An 18,806-nucleotide genomic window follows, 5' to 3' on the forward strand; every position below is an offset into this window, starting at 1 on the left:
CCATGGCCAGTGCGATTTCCGCCAACCGTGCCGAGCTGCTGGCGATTGCCAACGCGGTCGCTGCCGAAAAGATGATCGACAAGTCCATCGTGATCGAAGCGATGGAAGAAGCGATCCAGAAGTCGGCGCGCAACCGCTATGGCGCCGAGAACGACATTCGCGCCAAGCTCGATCCGCGCACCGGCGATCTGCGCCTGTGGCGCGTGGTCGAAGTGGTCGAGCACGTCGAAGACTACTTCAAGCAGGTTGACCTCAAGCAGGCCGAAAAGCTCCAGGCCGGCGCCAAGGTGGGTGACTTCATCGTCGATCCGCTGCCGCCGGTGGACCTCGGCCGCATCGATGCGCAGTCGGCCAAGCAGGTCATCTTCCAGAAGGTGCGCGATGCCGAGCGCGATCGCCAGTATGACGAGTTCAAGGACCGCGCGGGCGAAATCATCACCGGCGTGATCAAGTCGGTCGAATTCGGCCACGTGATCGTCAACCTGGGCCGCGCCGAAGGCGTGATCCGCCGCGACCAGCAGATCCCGCGCGAAGTACCGCGCGTGGGTGAGCGCGTGCGCGCGCTGATCCTCAAGGTGGAGCGCCAGAACCGCGGTCCGCAGATCTTCCTGAGCCGTGCGCACCCCGACTTCATGAAGAAGCTGTTCGCCCAGGAAGTGCCCGAAATCTATGACGGCATCATCGAGATCAAGGCCGCAGCCCGCGATCCGGGCAGCCGCGCCAAGATCGGCGTGATCAGCCGTGACAGCTCGATCGACCCGGTCGGCGCCTGCGTCGGCATGAAGGGCAGCCGCGTTCAGGCGGTGGTCCAGGAAATGCAGGGCGAAAAGATCGACATCATCCCCTGGAGCGAAGACACCGCGACGTTCGTGGTCAACGCGCTGCAGCCCGCGACGGTCAGCCGCGTGGTGATCGACGAGGAAGAAAGCCGCATCGAAGTGGTCGTGCCCGACGACCAGCTGAGCCTGGCGATCGGTCGCCGTGGCCAGAACGTGCGCCTGGCATCCTCGCTCACCGGCTCTGCCATCGACATCATGACCGAGGCCGAGGCGAGCGAAAAGCGCCAGAAGGAATTCTCCGAACGGTCCAAGACCTTCGAGGAAGAACTCGACGTCGATGAAACCCTGTCGCAGCTGCTGGTGGCCGAAGGCTTCAGCGAGCTGGAAGAAGTGGCCTATATCGACATCAGCGAACTCGCCGGAATCGAAGGTTTCGACGAGGAACTGGCGGCCGAACTGCAGAACCGCGCGCTTGAAGCGTTGGAACGCCGCGAGGAAGGCCAGCGTGAAGAACGCCGTGCCCTGGGTGTGGACGATGCCCTGGCCGAACTGCCTCACCTGACCGAAGCCATGCTGGTTACGCTGGGCAAGGCAGGGATCAAGACGCTGGACGACCTGGCGGACCTCGCCACCGACGAACTGATCGCCAAGAAGCGCAACAACGACCAGCGCCGCCGCAACGACCGCCGCGAACGCGATCGTTCGGAACGCAGCGAAGACAAGGGCGGCGTGCTGGGCGAATATGGCCTGACCGACGAGCAGGGTAACGAAATCATCATGGCGGCACGCGCCCACTGGTTCGACGATGAACCGATGGCCGACGAAGCCCCCGCAACCGAGGAGGCCGCCGATGCGGAATCCTCACAATGACACGCTAAGCGCCCCAGGGCCGCAAGACCGCCCGGCAAGGCCTGACAAGGCTTTGCCGGAGCGGAAATGTATCCTCACCGCCCGCCACGATGGCCGGGGCGCCTTGGTGCGCCTGGCGATTTCGCCCGATGGTCTGGTTCTGCCAGATCCGTTGGCGCGTGCCCCTGGGCGCGGCGCCTGGATCGGTGTTTCTCGCGCAGACCTTGAAATCGCGCTTGCCAATGGCAAACTTAAGGGAGCGTTGGCACGCGCATTCAAAGGCGCCCCGCTGACCATTCCCGCCGACCTGCCCGATCTGATCGAACAAGGCCTGAAACGCGCCACGCTGGACCGACTCGGTATCGAGTTGCGTGCCGGTAGCCTGGTGCTGGGAACCGAAAAAATCGCCCAGGCCGCGCGTTCCGGCGCGGTCGTGCTGCTGGCCCATGCCAGCGATGCAAAGGCCGATGGCGTGGGCAAGCTGGCCCAGGCCTGGCGCGTGGGCGAAGAGGCCGAAGGATCGGGAATGATGGGCCGCATCTTGCCGCTGGACCGGGCGGCGTTGTCTGTGGCATTGGGCCGCGACAACGTCGTTCACCTGGGCGTCACCGATGCGGGCGCGGCCGAACGGATTGACGGGCCATTGGCCCGCTTGATGCACTTTATCGGGGCTGCGGCACCGGAAGGTCCGCCTGGTGGCACGCCACCGGGCGAACCGGCCCCTGCTGCTGCACCGGCCGCGCATGCGGCGAATGACGATTTGGATACGAAGGGCGAATGAGTTCGATGAGCGATAGCGACAAGAAGCCGACACTGGGCCGCAGGCCACTGGGCCTGAAGACCGCAGTGGAGGCCGGAGAGGTCAAGCAGACCTTCAGCCATGGTCGCACCAACAAGGTGGTGGTCGAGGTAAAGCGCCGCAAGCTGGTGCCGGGCGGACAGCCCGCCGCGCCGGCCCCCGCTGCGCCTGCCGCAGCCCCGCGCCCCGCTGCGCCGGCCGCGCGTGCGCCGGTCGTGCCGCCGCCGCCGCCGCCAGTTTCCCCCACCGCCTCGCGCGAGACGCGCCAGGAACTGCAGGCCCGCCTGCTGCGCCAGGCCGAGGAAGCCCGCCTCGCTTCGCTGGAAGCGGCCAACCGCCGCGAGCAGGAAGAACGCCTGCGCGCCATCGAGGAAGAACGCCGCCGCGTTGGGGAAAAGGAAGCAGCCGCTGCTGCTGCCGCCCAGGCTGCTGCCGCGCCCGAAGCCGCCCCGGCTGAACCGGCTCCGGCTGCTGAACCCGCACCGGTGGCGCCCGCCGCTGCGGCGCAGCCTGTCGCCGAGCCGGCGCCTGCCGCCGCGCCAGTGGCGTCTGCTCCGGCTGCCGCGGCCGAAGAACCGGTCCAGGCACAAGCTCCGGCTCCTGCCGCAGCCGCTGCGCCGGCTGCCCGCCCGGCCCCGGCTGCTGCCGTGCCCGCGCCGCGCCGCTTTACCCCGGTGGTGGCGCCCAAGCGCCCCGAACCGGCCAAGAAGCCGGCGCATGCTCCGCGTGACAAGAACGCCAATGATCGCCGCCAGGCGGGCAAGCTGACCGTGACGCGCGCGCTCAACGAAGACGAGGGCGCTCGCGCCCGTTCGCTCGCCGCGCTCAAGCGCGCCCGTGAAAAGGAGCGCCGTGCGCACTTCGCCGGGCAGACCCAGGCGCGTGAAAAGCAAGTGCGCGATGTGATCGTGCCTGAAGCGATCACCGTGCAGGATCTGGCCAACCGCATGGCTGAAAAGGCCGCGGACCTGGTCAAGGCGCTGTTCAAGATGGGCATGATGGTCACCATCAACCAGGCCATCGACCAGGATACCGCCGAACTGCTGGTGACCGAATTTGGCCACAACATTCAGCGCGTGAGCGATAGCGACGTCGATATCGATACCGCTTCGGACATCGATGCCGATACCACGCTCAAGTCGCGGCCCCCGGTCGTGGCGATCATGGGCCACGTTGACCATGGCAAGACCAGCCTGCTCGACGCGCTGCGCGGCACCGACGTGGTGCGCGGCGAAGCCGGCGGCATCACGCAGCATATCGGCGCCTATCAGATCAAGACCAAGGGCGGCGATTACATCACCTTCCTGGATACGCCAGGCCACGAAGCCTTTACCGAGATGCGCATGCGCGGTGCCAATGTCACCGACATCGTCATCCTGGTGGTGGCTGCCGATGATGGCATCATGCCGCAGACGATCGAAGCCATCAATCACACCAAGGCCGCTGGCGTGCCGATGATCGTGGCGATCACCAAGTCGGACAAGCCCGAAGCGAATCCCAAGAAGATCCGCGAGCGCCTGCTCGAACATGAAGTGATCGTGGAAGAAATGTCGGGCGACGTGCAGGACGTGGAGGTCTCCTCCAAGACCGGCGCCGGGCTCGACACGCTGATCGAAAAGATCCTGCTCCAGGCCGAACTGATGGAACTGCGTTCCAACCCCGATCGCGCCGCCGAAGCGACCGTAATCGAGGCCAAGCTCGACAAGGGCAAGGGGCCGCTGGCCACGGTGCTGATCAACCGCGGCACGCTGCATGTGGGCGATATCCTGGTGGTAGGCACCCAGTCTGGCCGCGTGCGCGCCATGCTGGATGACAAGGGCCGCCAGGTGAAGTCTGCGCCGCCCTCGCTGCCGGTCGAAGTGCTCGGCATCGGCGGCGTGCCGATGGCCGGTGACACGCTCACCGTGGTCGAAAACGAAGCACGTGCCCGTGAAGTGGCGGCCTACCGTCAGGAAAAGGCCACTGCCAAGCGCACCGCCGTTGCCCCGTCGAGCCTGGAGAACATGTTCTCTGCGCTGGCGGCCAAGCAGAGCGTCATCGAGTATCCGGTGGTGATCAAGGCCGACGTGCAGGGCTCGACCGAAGCGATCGTCAATGCGCTCAACCGCTTGTCGACCGACGAGATCAAGGTGCGCGTGCTGCATTCCGGCGTGGGTGCGATCACCGAAAGCGATGTGGGCCTGGCCCAGGCTTCCGGCGCACCGATCGTGGGCTTCAACGTCCGTCCCAACGCCAAGGCGCGCGAGCTGATTGAGCGCAACAAGGTGCGGATGAAGTACTTCGACGTGATCTATCAGCTGACCGACGACATCGCCAAGGAAATGGCGGGCGAGCTGGGTCCGGAGCGCATCGAAACCGTTGTGGGCCGTGCGGAAGTCAAGGAAGTCTTCCCCGCGGGCAAGAAGGACAAGGCAGCCGGTCTGCTGGTGCTGGAAGGCTACATCCGCAAGGGCATCTATGCGCGTCTTACCCGCAACGATGTTATCGTCAGCAAGACCACGATTGCCTCGCTGCGTCGCTTCAAGGACGACGTTTCGGAAGTGCGCGCGGGCCTGGAATGCGGTGTGGTGTTGCAGGACACCAACGACATCAAGGCTGGCGACACGCTGGAAGTGTTCGAAGTGGAAGAGCGCGAACGCACGCTCTGATCTTCGGATCGGTAAACACGAAAAGACGGCCTTTCCCACGGGAAGGGCCGTCTTTTTCGTTCATGGTGCAGGCGATTGTAGCCTGTGTCGGGCGCGGGCTGTGGAGCACGACCCTGGCACGCAAAGGGGCGGCCTTTTGCAAAGCCACCCCCGACGTGATCCGGTCGCGCGCGGATCAGAACGTATTGGCGATCACCGAGGCGATCACGCCGCTGCCGATTGCCACCAGCAGGGCATCGTTGCCCGACCGCACCCAGTGATAGCCACGCGGCGGCGCCGACAGGCGACGGTACTGGTGGTAATCGACCACGCGATAGTTGGGCGCGCGGCGGTGGTCGAAGCGCTGCCCCTTGCGGAACGGATTGGGCTTCATCTTGACCGGTCCACGGCGCATGTCCTGGCGCACGTCGTGGCGTTGATCGTGGCGCGCATCATAGTGCTGGGCGAGCGCAGGGGTGGCGGCGGGCAGGGCCACCGCAAGGGCGGCAACCGTGGCGAGAAACTTGTTCATGGCGGTCCTTTCCAATGAAACTGACCCTGCCTCAACGGCTCAACGCCGTGCCGGCTCCCACGACAAATGTCTGACTTTGTATCGATTTTGTTACCTAATCGGCCGTCAGCGCAGGGTGAGCCGCAAGTGGATGCCATGGCGCGACCGCAGGGTCAGGCGGCTGATCGGTTCCGGCGCGGAGCCTGCGGCGGGCGCCAGGCGAAATTCGCGCAGCAGCGTGGCCAGCACGATCATCGCCTCTTGCATGGCAAAGCCCTGGCCGATGCACACGCGTGGGCCCTTGCCGAACGGCAGCCAAGCCTCGCGCGCGGCCCTGGCATTCTCGGCGCGGGCAAAGCGGCCCGGATCGAACGCGTGCGGGCAGGCCCAGTTGTCGGCGTTGCGCTGGATCAGCCAGGGCGACACCACCGCGAGATCGCCCGACGCCATCGCCTTGCCGCGCATGATCTGCGGCGCGACGACCTCGCGCATCAGGAAGCTGACCGGGGGATAGAGGCGCAGCGCTTCCTGAAAGAGATGGCGCAGTTCGGGCAAAGCCTTGAGATGATCGGCGGCGAGCGGGCTGCCCTCCGTGACAGCGGCGATTTGCGCGGTCAGGCGATCCTGCAGCCCCGCGTCGCCAGCCAGAAGATAACTGGCCCAGGCCAGCGCGGATGCCGAGGTTTCGTGGCCGGCGAGGAAGATCGTGCCAAGCTGATCGAGCAGGGCCTCGCGCGAAAACGGTGCGCCGCTATGCGGATGGCGTGCATCGAGTAGCGCATCGAGAATATCGGCCGGCGGCAGGGGCTGGCCCAGGCGCGCGCGCATTGCCATCCGGGCATCGACGAGCGGGGCGAACAGCGTGCGGATAGCGGCGGCGGCCTGGGACAGCCGCTGGCGCTGGCGCATGAGCGGCAGGCGGTAGAGGCGCAGCATGGCATAGCGCTGGGCATGGCGCTGATAGCGATCAAAGGCGGCAAAGACGGTTTCGGCCGCATCGGCGGGCAGGCTTTGTGAAAACAGCGTGCGATAGATCACGTCTGCCGTCACCGCCGTCATCGCCTGTTCCATATCCACCGGCCCCCGCGCCGCCGCCTGGTGCAAATGCCCGGCCATATCCTGCGCAGCGGCACGCATGGCCGGCCAGGCGCGGCCAAGGCCAGCCTGGGCGAAAGCGGGATTGATCATCGCGCGCTGCGCCTGCCACTGCGCGCCATTGGCAGAAAACACGCTTTCGCCCATCAACGGGCGCAGCAGTTCGGTCATCAAGCCGTGCTTGGGCCAGGGGCAGTGGCGTTCTTCCAGCACGTCTCGCGCCAGGGCCAGGTCGTTGATCACGAAAAAACGCAGCAGCGGAAAGCGCACCGTGCCCATTTTCATGCGATAGGATTTTTCGAACAGCGTGTGGATCCAGCTGCCCCAGCCGATCACGAAACGGCGCAGCAGGCCCGCCTTGCGCCGCAACGGCGTGGGGAAAGGCGGCACGGCCAGTGCGGGCGGCTCGGTCATGCGCGCGATACCTGGCGAAAGGCGGCGATACTGGCGATGAGTGGCTGGTCGCTGCAGGTGAGGCCGAGGTAATCGAGCGGTGACGGGCGATCGAGCCGGCGCAGATAATCGAAATGGGTGAGATACTTGTCCTTGCGCCGCGCGGCATAGGTCTGGACATCGCAAAACGCGAACCAGCGCGGGGAAAGCTGTACCAGCCCAGCGTGGCGGGCTGGCGCGCGGCCCAGCCAGGGATCGACCAGCGGGGTGGCGGCGCCATCGGTGGGCGAGCCAATGTCGAGCCAGGCAAAGCGGCCCTGTGCCAGCGTGGCCATGGTGTCGGCAAAATCGTGCGCATCGCGGCGAGAGGCGAGCATCGGCAGGCTGGCCCCCAGCGTGACCAGCGCCACGCGCGAAGGCAGCACGCCGCCGTGGCGGGCGAGCAACCTGGCAATGACGCCCGCGGCCAGAACGGCGCCGTTGGAATGGCTGACCAGCAGCACCTCGTCCCACGGCGGATCGGCGGCCAGCGCGCCGTCGATGGTATCGGCAAAGCGATCGAGCCGGGTGGCGAGTGCCGGATCGCCACGCCCGGCGGCCAGGGCATCGTTGAAGATGATGAACTGCACCAGCCAGCCGATATGGCCGCGCCCCCCGAGCATCAGCGCCAGCACGGCGGCAAGCGCCAGCCCGAACAGTGGTGCCAGCCAGGCCTGCCCGATCAGCATGGCAAACAGCGCCGCGCCAAGGCCGGCCAGCAGCGGCAGCACCAGCAGCGCCAGCGCCGGCAGGAACAGCGCCACGCGGCTGCCGTGCGGCACGCGGCGCAGGCAGGCGAGGTCGGTCTGCCACAAGAGGCGGACATAGGCGCGGGCGCTGGCCAGCAGCACGCGCAGGCCGCCCCTGATCCAGGCGCGGCGCACGATATCGTCCCACGCCAGGACATGGAAAGCGCTGGTGATCGTGGTGGCGGCATCGGCAACCGTCCAGGCAGTGTCCCCATGCCCGGCGGCGTGCCGCGCAGACAGGATCAGGGAATTGCCTGCGCAATCACGCGCATTGTGCGTGGCGATCTGTTGTGCGAGAAATCCATGATAGAAACGCGCGCCCCTCGGGTCGAAACCACCAATATAGAACACTTTGCGCTTGAACATTGCCCCATCCACGCCAAATCCATGGTCAGGTGATATCACAAGTGCAGGGGGCTGACGTGTGTGATCCAGGGCAGAGGGACTACTGTCTGTTCCTCAATGGATTTAAATACAACCGCAATGGATCATGCCGGCGCCATGACAATGCTTATGGCATTGCTGGTGGCGGCCGGGAAGCCGACCGCCGCCGCGCCGATGCCGCGTTCTTTCGCGGCCTGCGGCAAGAGGGCGATCCGATGGCCGTACCGGTGTGGCTGGCAGTGCGCACATTTGGCTGGTTCTTCTTCAATTATCATGGGTTTCCGTGGCGCGGCCAACTCGTGCGCAAGATCTTCCCCCGCTATTGACCCAAGGTTCTGGCGAAATCGCGGGCAATGCCCCATATAGGGCGCGATGAACCGCCAGAATGCCTCTCCCGAACAACGCTCGGTCCGCCTGCTCAAGGTGGGCGAGCAGGTGCGCCACGTATTGTCCGAACTGCTCACGCGCCAGTACGTCCATGATGACGTGCTCAGCGCGCATACCGTGTCGGTCACCGAAGTGCGCATGTCGCCCGATCTGCGCCACGCCACCGTCTTCATCAAGCCTTTGCTGGGCGAGGACGAGGAGATCGTGCTCAAGGCCTTGCGCACGCACACCGCCTATTTCCAGAAGGAAGTGGCCGGCCGGCTCAAGCTGAAATATGCCGCGCGGATCAAGTTTTTGCCGGACGAAAGCTTTGACGAGGCTTTTCGCATAGACGCGCTGTTGTCCGATCCGCGCGTGCGCCGCGATCTGGGTGAGGATGCTGCCGGCGATGGTGCGGGAGAAGGCGAGGGCTGAGCGCGCCCCGCCGCGCCTGCTGCCGCCATGGCCAAGCTCTATTTCTATTATGCCAGCATGAACGCTGGCAAATCGACCAACCTGCTCCAAGCCGCGTTCAACTATCACGAGCGCGGCATGGCGACGATGCTGTGGACCGCCGCGCTCGATGATCGCGCCGAACACCTTGGGCCGGGGCGGGCCATTGCCAGCCGCGTGGGCCTTTATGCCGATGCCCATCGCTTTTCCCCGCAAACCGATCTGTGGCAGGCGGTGAGCGCCGAACTGGCCACGGGGCCGCTCGCCTGCGTGCTGGTGGACGAGGCCCAGTTCCTGACCCGGGCACAGGTGTGGCAACTGGCCGACTTGGCCGATCGCGCCGGCGTTCCCGTGCTGTGCTATGGCCTGCGCACCGATTTTCGCGGCGATCTGTTCGAAGGTTCTGCCGCGCTGCTCGGGCTGGCGGACAGCCTGGTGGAACTGAAAGCAGTGTGTCACTGCGGCCGCAAGGCGACGATGAACCTGCGGGTCGATGCACAAGGGCACCCCGTGCGCGAAGGCGCGCAGACCGAAATCGGCGGCAACGAACGCTATCTTTCTCTTTGCCGCGCGCATTTCAGCGCGGCGCTTCGCCAGGACGAACACCCATGAGCGATGGCCTTTACGTTCCCCTGGCCGAGGGCAACCTGGCGTTGGAGCCGCTGGCAGAGCGGCACCGCGAAGGCCTGCGCGCCGCCTGCGCGCAGGATCAGGAGATATGGGCGGTCTATCCGCATGATTATCTGGGCGACAGTTTCGATCCGCAATTCGATCGCCTGCTCGAGGGCGGGACCGCACGGCGGATCTATGCCGTGCTGGCCGATGGGGTGGTGGCAGGCATGACCGGCTGGATCGAGCATGGCGCGCCAGGCTGGTCGATCGAGATCGGCAACAGCTTCATCGTGCCGGCGCTGCGCGGCACGGGCTTCAACGGCCGGCTCAAGCACGTGATGCTGGGCCATGCCTTTGCCTGCGGGCTTGAGCGGGTGGTGTTCAAGGTGGATCGGATCAACACCCGCAGCCAGGCCGCCGTACGCAAGCTGGGCGGTGTGGAAGAAGGCCTGATGCGCCACGAACGCCGCACCTGGACCGGCCGGGTGCGCGACACGGTGCTGTTTTCGATCCTGCGCGACGAATGGATGGCACGGCCATGAACGACACCCTGTACAGCCTCGCCACGGTGGCCATTCCGATGATCGTGGCCATCGTGTTTCACGAAGTGGCGCATGGCCGCATGGCCCGCCTGTTGGGTGATCACACCGCGCAGGACATGGGGCGGTTGAGCTTCAACCCGCTGCGCCACGTCGATCCGGTGGGCACGGTGATACTGCCCGGCATGCTCGCGCTCGCCCATGCGCCGGTGTTTGGCTGGGCCCGGCCGGTGCCGGTGGATGTGCGCGGCCTGCCGCATCCGCGCCGGGCGATGATGCTGGTGGGCGCTGCCGGGCCGGCGATGAACTTTGCCCTGGCCGTGGTGGCGGCGCTGGGCCTGGGAGTCATGGCGCGGCTGGCGCCGGGATCGGGCGCGGTGGCCCAGTTCGTGGCGGCGAACCTGGTAAATTTCCTGGCCATCAATCTGTTCCTTGCCTGTTTCAACCTGCTTCCGCTGCCGCCGTTCGATGGATCGCACATCGTCGAGGGCCTGCTGCCGCGCCCGGCGGCGCAGGCCTATGCCCGACTGCGTCCCTTGGGCTTTCCGATCATGCTGGTCCTGCTGGTGGTCCTGCCCTGGATGATGCCATCGTTCGATCCGGTGCGTGCGGTCGTGGTGCCGCCGGTGACGTGGTTGGCCGACCATTACATCGCGCTGGCCGAACTGGTAGCAGGCCGCCCGCTGGGCTGATGCCGCAGGGGGATTAACGTACTTTCAGCTTGGTCGCCAATTGTCGCGCCGGGCTTGATCGCGCGGGCGCACTGCCCATGTCGATACCATTGGTTCGACATGACAAGGAGTTGGCCCATGATCCGCATTGCTGCACTGGCCGCGCTGGCGCTGGCCGCAACCCCCGCTCTCGCTCAGGCGCCGGTAAATCCGGGCAAGCCGGTGGAAGCGTCGATCCCCTTCGTCAACCACGGCGGCATTCGCGACTGGCGTGCCCAGGGTGACAGCACGCTCTATGTCCAGGATCAAAGCGGCCAGTGGTATCGCGCCAGCCTGATGGGCCCGGCGTTCGATCTGCCATTTGCCCAGGCGATCGGTTTCGATGCGCGCGGCACCGATACTTTTGACCGTTTTGCCAGCGTGGTGGTGCGCGGGCAAAGCTACCCCGTACAAAGCCTGGTCAAGGTAGCTGGCCCGCCGATGAAGACTAAGACGGCGCAGGCAAAGCCTGCGGCCTGACGCGCCCTGCGCCAAAGGGCTGACAGAACGGCGCGCAGCCGCTAGGGCGCGCGACCATGGCAGATGGCTGGATCATTCTCGACAAGCCGCTGACCCTGGGATCGACCCAGGGCGTGGCGGCAGTAAAGCGCAACTTGCGCGCGCGCGGCCTTGGCAAGTGCAAGGTGGGCCATGGCGGCACGCTCGATCCCCTGGCCACTGGCGTGCTGCCGATCGCCGTGGGCGAGGCAACCAAGCTGTGCGGGCGCATGCTCGATGCGCATAAAACCTATGCCTTCACCATGGCCTTTGGCGCAGAGACCGATACGCTCGATCTGGAAGGGGCGGTAATCGGCCACAGCACGGTGCGGCCCACCCGCGCCGCGCTCGATGCGGCGCTGGCGGCCTTTACCGGGCCGATTGCCCAGGTGCCGCCGGCCTATTCCGCGCTCAAGGTGGATGGCGAGCGCGCCTATGACATGGCGCGCGCCGGGCACGACGTGGTCTTGGCCGCCCGCAACGTGACGATCCACGCGCTGCGCGTGCTGGAAACCCAGGGCAGCGACGCGGCGCTGGACAGCGCCACGCTGGAGGCCGATGTATCCAAGGGCACCTATATCCGCAGCCTGGCGCGCGACATCGCCCTGGCCCTTGGCACGCGCGGCCATGTTACCATGCTGCGCCGCCTCAAGGCCGGGCCGTTCACCCTGGATCAGGCGATTTCGCTGGACAAATTGAACGATTGGGGCCAAGGCGCGGCCCTTGAGAACGTAATCTTGCCTGTGGAGGCAGGGCTGGTCGACATCCCGGCTCTTGACCTCAACCCCGAACAGGCCGGGGCGGTCCGCCAGGGCCGCGTTCTTTCGGGGTTGCCCTTTCCTGACGGGCTATGGTGGGCGCGGTGCGGCGGCAAGCCGGTCGCGCTGGTCATGCTGGCAGGTGGCGCCTTGCGCGTTGAACGGGGTTTCAACCTTTGAGCATGTCGCGGAGTGAATACTTATGTCGGTGACCCCGGAAAAGAAGCAGGAAATCATCCAGGACAACGCGCGCGCCGCCGGTGATACCGGTTCGCCCGAAGTTCAGGTGGCTATCCTCACCGAGCGGATCGTCAACCTCACCGAACACTTCAAGGGCCACCACAAGGACAACCATTCGCGTCGTGGCCTTCTGCAGATGGTGAACAAGCGTCGTTCGCTGCTCGACTACCTGAAGAAGAAGGACGTCGATCGCTACAACGCGCTGATCCAGAAGCTTGGTCTGCGTAAGTAAGTTCACAGACGGCCCGCCACCCGGCGGGCCGTTTTGTTTATAGATCCGCCAGCGAGGCTGGCGGCGGCCGCCACCCGGCGGGCCGTTTTGTTTGTAGATCTGCCTATCAAGGCAGACAGGCCTGGATTGGCCACGATCCGATGCAAAAGGCATTCGGCGCTGGCGCAATCCATGGTAAGGCAAAGGCGCCTCGCGCAATTCGGCGCAGGCACCACGGGGCCAAGCCCCACACCGGACCGGGACGGCACCCCGGCAGCAAATCCCGCCGGCAATAGGGCCCGTGGGGCGAAGGAATATTCATGTTCGACGTCAAGACCGTATCGCTGGAGTGGGGCGGAAAGACCCTCACTCTGGAAACTGGCCGCATTGCGCGCCAAGCCGATGGTGCCGTGCTGGCTACCTATGGCGAAACCGTTGTGCTTTGCGCGGTGACCGCCGCCAAGTCGGTGAAGGAAGGCCAGGACTTCTTCCCGCTGACCGTGCACTATCAGGAAAAGTTTTCCGCAGCTGGCCGCATCCCCGGTGGTTTCTTCAAGCGTGAACGCGGCGCCACCGAAAAGGAAACGCTGGTCTCGCGCCTGATCGACCGTCCGGTGCGCCCGCTGTTCCCCGAAGGTTTCTACAACGAAATCAACGTCATCTGCCAGGTGATGAGCTATGACGGCGAGACCGAACCCGATATCGTCGCGCTGGTTGCCGCCTCGGCCGCGCTGACCATCTCGGGCGTGCCGTTCATGGGCCCGATCGGCGCTGCGCGCGTCGGCTTCAAGGATGGCGAATACCAGCTCAACCCGTCGCTGTCCGAAGCTGCCTCTGGCCGCCTCGACCTGGTGGTTGCCGCAACCGACGCTGCCGTGATGATGGTGGAATCGGAAGCCAAGGAACTGACCGAAGACGAAATGCTCGGCGCGGTGGTCTTTGCCCACAACGAAAGCCGCAAGGTGATCGGCGCGATCATCGAGCTGGCAGAAAAGGCCGCCAAGGATCCTTGGGAAATCGACCTGTCGGACAACACCGCCGACATCAAGGCCAAGCTCAAGAAGGGCGTTGGCGCCGATATCGCGGCGGCTTACAAGCTGACCGACAAGTCGGCCCGTTCGAACGCCCTGAACGACGTGCGCGCCAAGGCCAAGACGCTGTTTGCGGATGAAACCCCGCAGACGCAGATGGTGGCGATCAAGACGCTCAAGAAGCTGGAAGCCGAAATCGTGCGCGGCGCCATCATCAAGGATGGTCAGCGTATCGACGGCCGCACCGTCACCCAGGTTCGCCCGATCGAATCGATCGTCGGCTTCCTGCCGCGCACCCACGGTTCGTCGCTGTTCACCCGCGGCGAAACCCAGGCCATCTGCACCACCACCCTTGGCACCAAGGATGCAGAGCAGATGATCGACGGGCTCGACGGCCTGAGCTATCAGCGCTTCATGCTGCACTACAACTTCCCCCCCTATTCGGTGGGTGAAGTGGGCCGCTTTGGCGCCCCCGGTCGCCGCGAAGTGGGCCATGGCAAGCTGGCCTGGCGCGCGCTCAACCCGGTGCTGCCGACCAAGGACGAGTTCCCCTACACGATCCGCGTGCTGTCCGACATTACCGAATCCAACGGCTCTTCGTCGATGGCCACGGTGTGCGGCGGCTGCTTGTCGATGATGGACGCTGGCGTTCCCATCGCGCGCCCGGTTTCGGGCATCGCCATGGGCCTGATCCTGGAAGGCAAGGACTTTGCCGTCCTGTCCGACATCCTGGGTGATGAAGATCACCTGGGCGACATGGACTTCAAGGTGGCCGGCACCAGCGAAGGCATCACCTCGCTGCAGATGGACATCAAGATCGCCGGGATCACCGAGGAAATCATGCGCAAGGCCCTGGCCCAGGCCAAGGAAGGCCGCGCGCACATTCTGGGTGAAATGACCAAGGCGCTGGGTTCGGCTCGTAACGAGCTGTCGGCCCATGCTCCGCGCATCGAGACGCTCCAGATCGACAAGTCGAAGATCCGCGAAGTGATCGGCACCGGCGGCAAGGTCATCCGCGAAATCGTCGCGGAAACCGGCGCCAAGGTCGACATCGACGACGAAGGCCTGATCAAGATCTCGTCGTCCGATCTCTCGCAGATCGAAGCGGCCAAGAACTGGATCCTCGGCATCGTCGAAGAACCGGAAGTCGGCAAGGTCTACAACGGCAAGGTCGTCAACATCGTCGATTTCGGCGCATTCGTGAACTTCATGGGTGGCAAGGACGGTCTCGTCCACGTGTCGGAAATGAAGAACGAGCGCGTGGAAAAGCCGGGTGACGTCGTCAAGGAAGGCCAGGAAGTCAAGGTCAAGGTCCTCGAGATCGACAACCGTGGCAAGGTGCGCCTGTCGATGCGCGTAGTGGACCAGGAAACCGGCGAAGCGCTGGAAGATACCCGCCCGGCGCGCGAACCGCGTGAACCGCGCGGTGATCGTGGCGACCGTGGTGATCGCGGCGGTGACCGTCGTGGTCCGCGCAGCGATCGTGGCCCGCGCCGCGATGGCGATCGTGGTCCGCGTCGCGAAGGTGGCGATCGCCCCCGTCGTGACCGCGACGAAGGCCCGGCTCCCGATCACATGCCGGCGTTCCTCAAGTCTGACGACTGAGGCATTCCGGCCTGATGGCAACAAGGAAGGCTCGCACCACACGGTGCGGGCCTTTCTTGCGTCAGGGCCTGGCGCGTTGCTCCGCCGGCGAGGCGCGGTCGGTCAGCATCACGCGGTTACGCCCGGAATTCTTGGCAGCGTAGAGCGCGCCGTCTGCCGCGCTGAGTGCGCTTTCCAGGTCGCCACAGGCCACGGCATCGGCAATGCCGCCGGAAATCGTGACCAAGCCGAACGGAACATCGGTGCTGCGGTTGATCATGCGTCGTTCGGCAACCCGGGCCCGCGCGCCATCGAGCAGGGCCAGCGCCTGGCCGGGGTTGTGGCCGGGAAACAGCACGCCGAATTCCTCCCCGCCAATGCGGCCGACAAAGCATTCGCAATCGCGCAGCGTGGCGATGGTTTCAGCAATCACCTTGAGCACGCGATCACCGGCAGCATGGCCGTGGCGATCGTTGATGTGCTTGAAATGATCGATATCCACCACCGCCAGGCACAGCGGGGCGGCCGTCCGACGCGCCAGATCCAGCGCCTGGGCAAACTGGCGCTCGAACGCGCGGCGGTTGGCCAGCCCGGTGAGGTGGTCTTCATCGGCAACACGCTGCACCTGTTCCAGCGTGCTTTGCAATTCGGCGCTGCGCTTGCGGCTGGCGGCAAGTTCGGCATGAAGCTGGCTTGCCTGGACCAGCATGGCGCGGGCGGCATCGGCCAGCTTGCGCACCAGTGCCTCGTCGGCGCCGGCCTGTGCCATGTCGGCCAGGTGGCCTTGCAGACTGTCGGAAAAGTCGTCGCTGGCCTGCATGGCATCGTGCGTGCTGCGATCGAACGCGGTCAGGCTTTCGCGCACGTGGCACAGCAGGGTGACGAGTTGTTCGGCGGCCATGTCCTGCGCGGGATGACGCAGGGCCTGTTCCAGCCAGGCGAGGTCCATCGGCAGGCCGGCGGCGATGCGCTGTACCAGCAATTCGGCCAGGCGTGGGTTTGCGCCGGTGACGCAATCATGCGCCATCACCAGCGTGAACGGACTGATCGGCAGGTCGTGCTCCACCAGCAGCGCCGCCAGCCGTGCCAGCAAGGCCCGCCGACCGGCAAGCGCCTTGGCCGTTTCGGCAAGATCGCCGGCTGCCGCATTGTCTCCCGCCAGGCCGAGCCTGTGCCACAGGCGCTGAAATGGGCTCTCGGCCCGCCGGTGATCGTGTTTCCCCATGGCCGCCAAAACGACAAGGCCGCAACCCGGTTAAGGGTCGCGGCCTTGCGTAGAACCGTGGTAACCGGGTGTCAGGCCCGGTCAAGATAGCCTGGCTTAGCGCACGCGCGGCCCGCCAAACGGCATCGGCGGGGGCGGGCGGCGGTGGCCACGCGGCAGCTGCGCCTGATAGGCGCGACCACAGTGTTCCACGCAGTAGGGGAACCCAGGGTTCACCTTTTCACCGCAGAAATGGAAATCCGGCTCACCCGGGTGGCCCATCGGCCAGCGGCAGATGCGATCGTTGAGATCGAGCAGGCTGGTCTTGTCGGCGATTTCCGGGCTGGGCCGTGCCGGCACCAGGCGACGCGGCGGCGCAGGCGGGATCGGTGCCTGCTGATCGCCGGGGCCCTGGCGCAGGAAGCCGCCCGGGCCAACCGAAACCACACGGGGCGTCGGCGCTGCGGGCGCAGGCGCCGCGTCGCCGGCCGGAGCAGCGCTGGCGGCCGGCGGAGGGGAGGCAACGGGCGCGGCCGGCGCAGGGCGCGGCGCTGGCGCAGGGCGCGCTTCCACCGGCGCCGGTGCCGGAGCAGGCGTGGGCTTGGGCGCAGCCGGCCGCGCTTCGGCAGCCGGCGGCGCGGCTGGTGCTGCAGGCTTGGCCGGCTTGGGCGCGGCGGCGGCCGCAGGCTCGCTCTTGTCGTTGGCCTTGACCGGGGAAGGGCGCGCCTTCAGGCCCAGGCGATGGGCCTTGCCGATCACGGCGTTGCGGCTGACCCCGCCAAGCTCTTCGGCGATCTGGCTGGCGGTTGCGCCGCCTTCCCACATCTTGGTCAGTTTCTCGATCCGCTCGTCGGTCCAGCTCATCCGTTCGAAAACCCTTGCATGGGCCAAGGGGTGCGTCCCTTGCCCTTTCATCATCTTGCCATCGGCCTCCGCGCGCGATACCGCGCCCGTCATGGCCAACCAATTCCCGTCCCCCACCGGAGAAACGAAACCGCTTGAACCGGCAGATGCCTTTGCGGGCACCGCTGCCGGTCATGCCTACGGGCATCTAGCCGGTTTTCCACCGCCCGGACAGCCGATTTTCCGCAGCTTCAACAGTGTCGGGCTCTGGACCCTCTATATGAAGGAGGTGCGGCGTTTCTTCAAGGTGCAGACCCAGACGATCTGGGCACCTGCGGTCACGACGCTGCTTTATCTGATGATATTTACCCTGGCGCTGGGCGGCGGTGGCCGCGTGGTGCTGGGCGTGCCCTTTGCCAGCTTCGTGGCGCCGGGCCTCATCGCCATGGGCATGATCAACAATGCCTTTGCCAATGCCAGCTTCGGGCTGCTTGGAGGCAAGATCCAGGGCACGATCATCGATTACCTGATGCCGCCGGTTTCCGAAGGCGAACTGCTTGCCGCCCTGGTGGGCGCCGCCGTCTCGCGCGCGATCCTGGTCGGCCTGGCCGTGGCGGCCGCGATGATGTTTTGGCCGGGCGTGTCGCTGGAAGTGCGCCATCCCTGGGCCGTCATCTGGTTTGGCCTGATGGGGGCGATCCTGTTGTCGCTGATCGGCGTGGCAACTTCGCTGTGGGCGGAAAAGTTCGATCACAACGCGGCTGTAACCAATTTCATCATCACGCCCATGTCGATGCTGTCGGGCACGTTCTACGTGATTGATCGCCTGGCGCCCGCGTTCCAGACGGTCAGCCGGATGAACCCGATCTTCTACGTGATCTCGGGCTTCCGCTATGGCTTTCTGGGGCAAAGCGATATCGGCAGCAGCAACATGGCCGTGCTGCATGGCGCGATCGGTTTGGGCGTGCTCAACCTGGTACTCGGCCTTGGCCTCTATGCCCTGCTGCGCACGGGCTGGAAGCTGAAAGCCTGAAGGTTTCACATATGCTAAAAAGGCGCCGCTTCCCCGGGGAAACGGCGCCTTTTTCGTTTGTTTCGGCCTGTCAGTGCGACAGGCTGCGCCGCAGGCGATAGCGCCCGTCGGCAAACCCGTCGAACATCTCGCGCAGCGACGGATGGTCTACCGGCCCGGCTTCGGCATCGGCGGCCAGGTTCTGCTGGCTGACATAGGCGACGTAGCTGCTTTCATCGTTCTCGGCGAGGAGGTGATAGAACGGCTGCTCGCGCAGGGGGCGCATGTCTTCTGGAATGGATTCATACCATTCCTCGCTATTGGCGAAGACCGGATCGATATCGAACACCACGCCGCGAAACCCGAACAGGCGATGGCGCACCACGTCACCGATCGCAAAGAGCGCCTCGCTCACGGCCGGTACGGAAATCTGACGGCCGGCCTGGGGAGAAAAGTAGCTCGTATTTTCGACATGGATGGACATGGAGCGAATATAGGTTTGCGGCACTTGCGAAACAAG

19 protein-coding genes are annotated in these 18,806 nt (G+C 65.5%); 13 read left to right on the forward strand and 6 right to left on the reverse strand.

Going from position 1 to position 18,806, the window contains the following annotated elements:
• The first annotated feature begins 2 nt into the window (after positions 1–2).
• From nusA to infB, 3 genes are read left to right on the forward strand one after another with little or no spacing between them, the layout of a single operon-like run.
• Positions 3–1,649 (forward strand): transcription termination factor NusA, encoded by a 1,647-nt coding sequence (nusA, locus tag FHW97_RS05715; protein ID WP_168350830.1) that lies wholly within the window; start codon positions 3–5, stop codon positions 1,647–1,649.
• Entirely contained in the window at positions 1,630–2,409 is a 780-nt protein-coding gene (locus FHW97_RS05720; RefSeq protein WP_168350831.1) for a DUF448 domain-containing protein, read from the forward strand. The genes nusA and FHW97_RS05720 overlap by 20 nt, the downstream gene beginning before the upstream one ends.
• Before the next feature lie 5 nt (positions 2,410–2,414).
• Positions 2,415–5,075, forward strand: a complete 2,661-nt coding sequence (infB, locus tag FHW97_RS05725; protein WP_171798342.1) for a translation initiation factor IF-2 — start codon at positions 2,415–2,417, stop codon at positions 5,073–5,075.
• A gap of 175 nt (positions 5,076–5,250) precedes the next feature.
• Here the strand turns inward: infB and FHW97_RS05730 are convergent, their stop codons facing one another.
• From FHW97_RS05730 to FHW97_RS05740, 3 genes are all read right to left on the reverse strand, one after another.
• On the reverse strand, positions 5,251–5,586 hold the full coding sequence (locus FHW97_RS05730) for an RcnB family protein (protein ID WP_054131219.1): 336 nt from the start codon (positions 5,584–5,586) through the stop codon (positions 5,251–5,253).
• 105 nt (positions 5,587–5,691) lie between these two features.
• Complete coding sequence (locus FHW97_RS05735; protein WP_171798343.1) at positions 5,692–7,074, reverse strand: cytochrome P450; 1,383 nt, start codon at positions 7,072–7,074, stop codon at positions 5,692–5,694.
• The gene (locus FHW97_RS05740) at positions 7,071–8,207 is read right to left on the reverse strand and encodes a hypothetical protein (RefSeq protein ID WP_062788468.1); all 1,137 of its coding nucleotides are present in this window, start codon (positions 8,205–8,207) and stop codon (positions 7,071–7,073) included. Before FHW97_RS05740 ends, FHW97_RS05735 begins: the two co-directional genes overlap by 4 nt.
• Positions 8,208–8,248: 41 nt before the next feature.
• Between FHW97_RS05740 and FHW97_RS05745 the strand changes: the two genes are divergently transcribed.
• The 9 genes from FHW97_RS05745 to pnp all read left to right on the forward strand — a co-directional run bounded on the left by FHW97_RS05745 (position 8,249) and on the right by pnp (position 15,248).
• The gene (locus FHW97_RS05745; RefSeq protein ID WP_233253927.1) at positions 8,249–8,551 is read left to right on the forward strand and encodes a hypothetical protein; all 303 of its coding nucleotides are present in this window, start codon (positions 8,249–8,251) and stop codon (positions 8,549–8,551) included.
• A 46-nt stretch (positions 8,552–8,597) separates the two neighbouring features.
• Positions 8,598–9,026 carry a 30S ribosome-binding factor RbfA gene (rbfA, locus tag FHW97_RS05750; RefSeq protein WP_171798344.1) on the forward strand — a complete coding sequence of 143 codons (429 nt, stop codon included), beginning with the start codon at positions 8,598–8,600 and terminating at the stop codon, positions 9,024–9,026.
• 27 nt (positions 9,027–9,053) lie between these two features.
• On the forward strand, positions 9,054–9,656 hold the full coding sequence (locus FHW97_RS05755; protein ID WP_022677129.1) for a thymidine kinase: 603 nt from the start codon (positions 9,054–9,056) through the stop codon (positions 9,654–9,656).
• Complete coding sequence (locus tag FHW97_RS05760) at positions 9,653–10,198, forward strand: GNAT family N-acetyltransferase (protein WP_171798345.1); 546 nt, start codon at positions 9,653–9,655, stop codon at positions 10,196–10,198. Before FHW97_RS05755 ends, FHW97_RS05760 begins: the two co-directional genes overlap by 4 nt.
• Positions 10,195–10,887, forward strand: coding sequence for a site-2 protease family protein (locus FHW97_RS05765; protein WP_171798346.1), 693 nt, complete (start codon positions 10,195–10,197; stop codon positions 10,885–10,887). The genes FHW97_RS05760 and FHW97_RS05765 overlap by 4 nt, the downstream gene beginning before the upstream one ends.
• 117 nt (positions 10,888–11,004) lie before the next feature.
• The gene (locus FHW97_RS05770) at positions 11,005–11,385 is read left to right on the forward strand and encodes a DUF6491 family protein (RefSeq protein ID WP_171798347.1); all 381 of its coding nucleotides are present in this window, start codon (positions 11,005–11,007) and stop codon (positions 11,383–11,385) included.
• 56 nt (positions 11,386–11,441) lie between these two features.
• A complete protein-coding gene (truB, locus tag FHW97_RS05775; protein WP_171798348.1) occupies positions 11,442–12,341 on the forward strand; it encodes a tRNA pseudouridine(55) synthase TruB in 900 nt (299 codons plus the stop codon).
• Positions 12,342–12,363: 22 nt separating this feature from the next.
• Positions 12,364–12,633: a 30S ribosomal protein S15 gene (rpsO, locus tag FHW97_RS05780; protein ID WP_022677134.1), complete on the forward strand. Its 270-nt coding sequence runs from the start codon at positions 12,364–12,366 to the stop codon at positions 12,631–12,633.
• 299 nt (positions 12,634–12,932) lie between these two features.
• Complete coding sequence (gene pnp / locus FHW97_RS05785; RefSeq protein WP_054131217.1) at positions 12,933–15,248, forward strand: polyribonucleotide nucleotidyltransferase; 2,316 nt, start codon at positions 12,933–12,935, stop codon at positions 15,246–15,248.
• A gap of 61 nt (positions 15,249–15,309) precedes the next feature.
• On the opposite strand, the gene FHW97_RS05790 is transcribed toward pnp, so the two are convergent.
• Both FHW97_RS05790 and FHW97_RS05795 read right to left on the reverse strand, forming a co-directional pair.
• Positions 15,310–16,452 carry a GGDEF domain-containing protein gene (locus FHW97_RS05790; RefSeq protein WP_171798349.1) on the reverse strand — a complete coding sequence of 381 codons (1,143 nt, stop codon included), beginning with the start codon at positions 16,450–16,452 and terminating at the stop codon, positions 15,310–15,312.
• 96 nt (positions 16,453–16,548) lie between these two features.
• The gene (locus FHW97_RS05795) at positions 16,549–17,295 is read right to left on the reverse strand and encodes a GcrA family cell cycle regulator (RefSeq protein WP_054131216.1); all 747 of its coding nucleotides are present in this window, start codon (positions 17,293–17,295) and stop codon (positions 16,549–16,551) included.
• 91 nt (positions 17,296–17,386) lie between these two features.
• Between FHW97_RS05795 and FHW97_RS05800 the strand changes: the two genes are divergently transcribed.
• Entirely contained in the window at positions 17,387–18,307 is a 921-nt protein-coding gene (locus FHW97_RS05800) for an ABC transporter permease (RefSeq protein ID WP_171798350.1), read from the forward strand.
• A 70-nt stretch (positions 18,308–18,377) separates the two neighbouring features.
• Here FHW97_RS05800 and hspQ read toward each other — a convergent pair whose 3' ends face one another.
• Positions 18,378–18,770, reverse strand: coding sequence for a heat shock protein HspQ (hspQ, locus tag FHW97_RS05805; protein ID WP_022677885.1), 393 nt, complete (start codon positions 18,768–18,770; stop codon positions 18,378–18,380).
• Between the last annotated feature and the right edge of the window lie 36 nt (positions 18,771–18,806).

This window comes from Novosphingobium sp. SG754 (genome assembly GCF_013149315.1).
Classification (GTDB): Bacteria; Pseudomonadota; Alphaproteobacteria; order Sphingomonadales; family Sphingomonadaceae; genus Novosphingobium; species Novosphingobium capsulatum.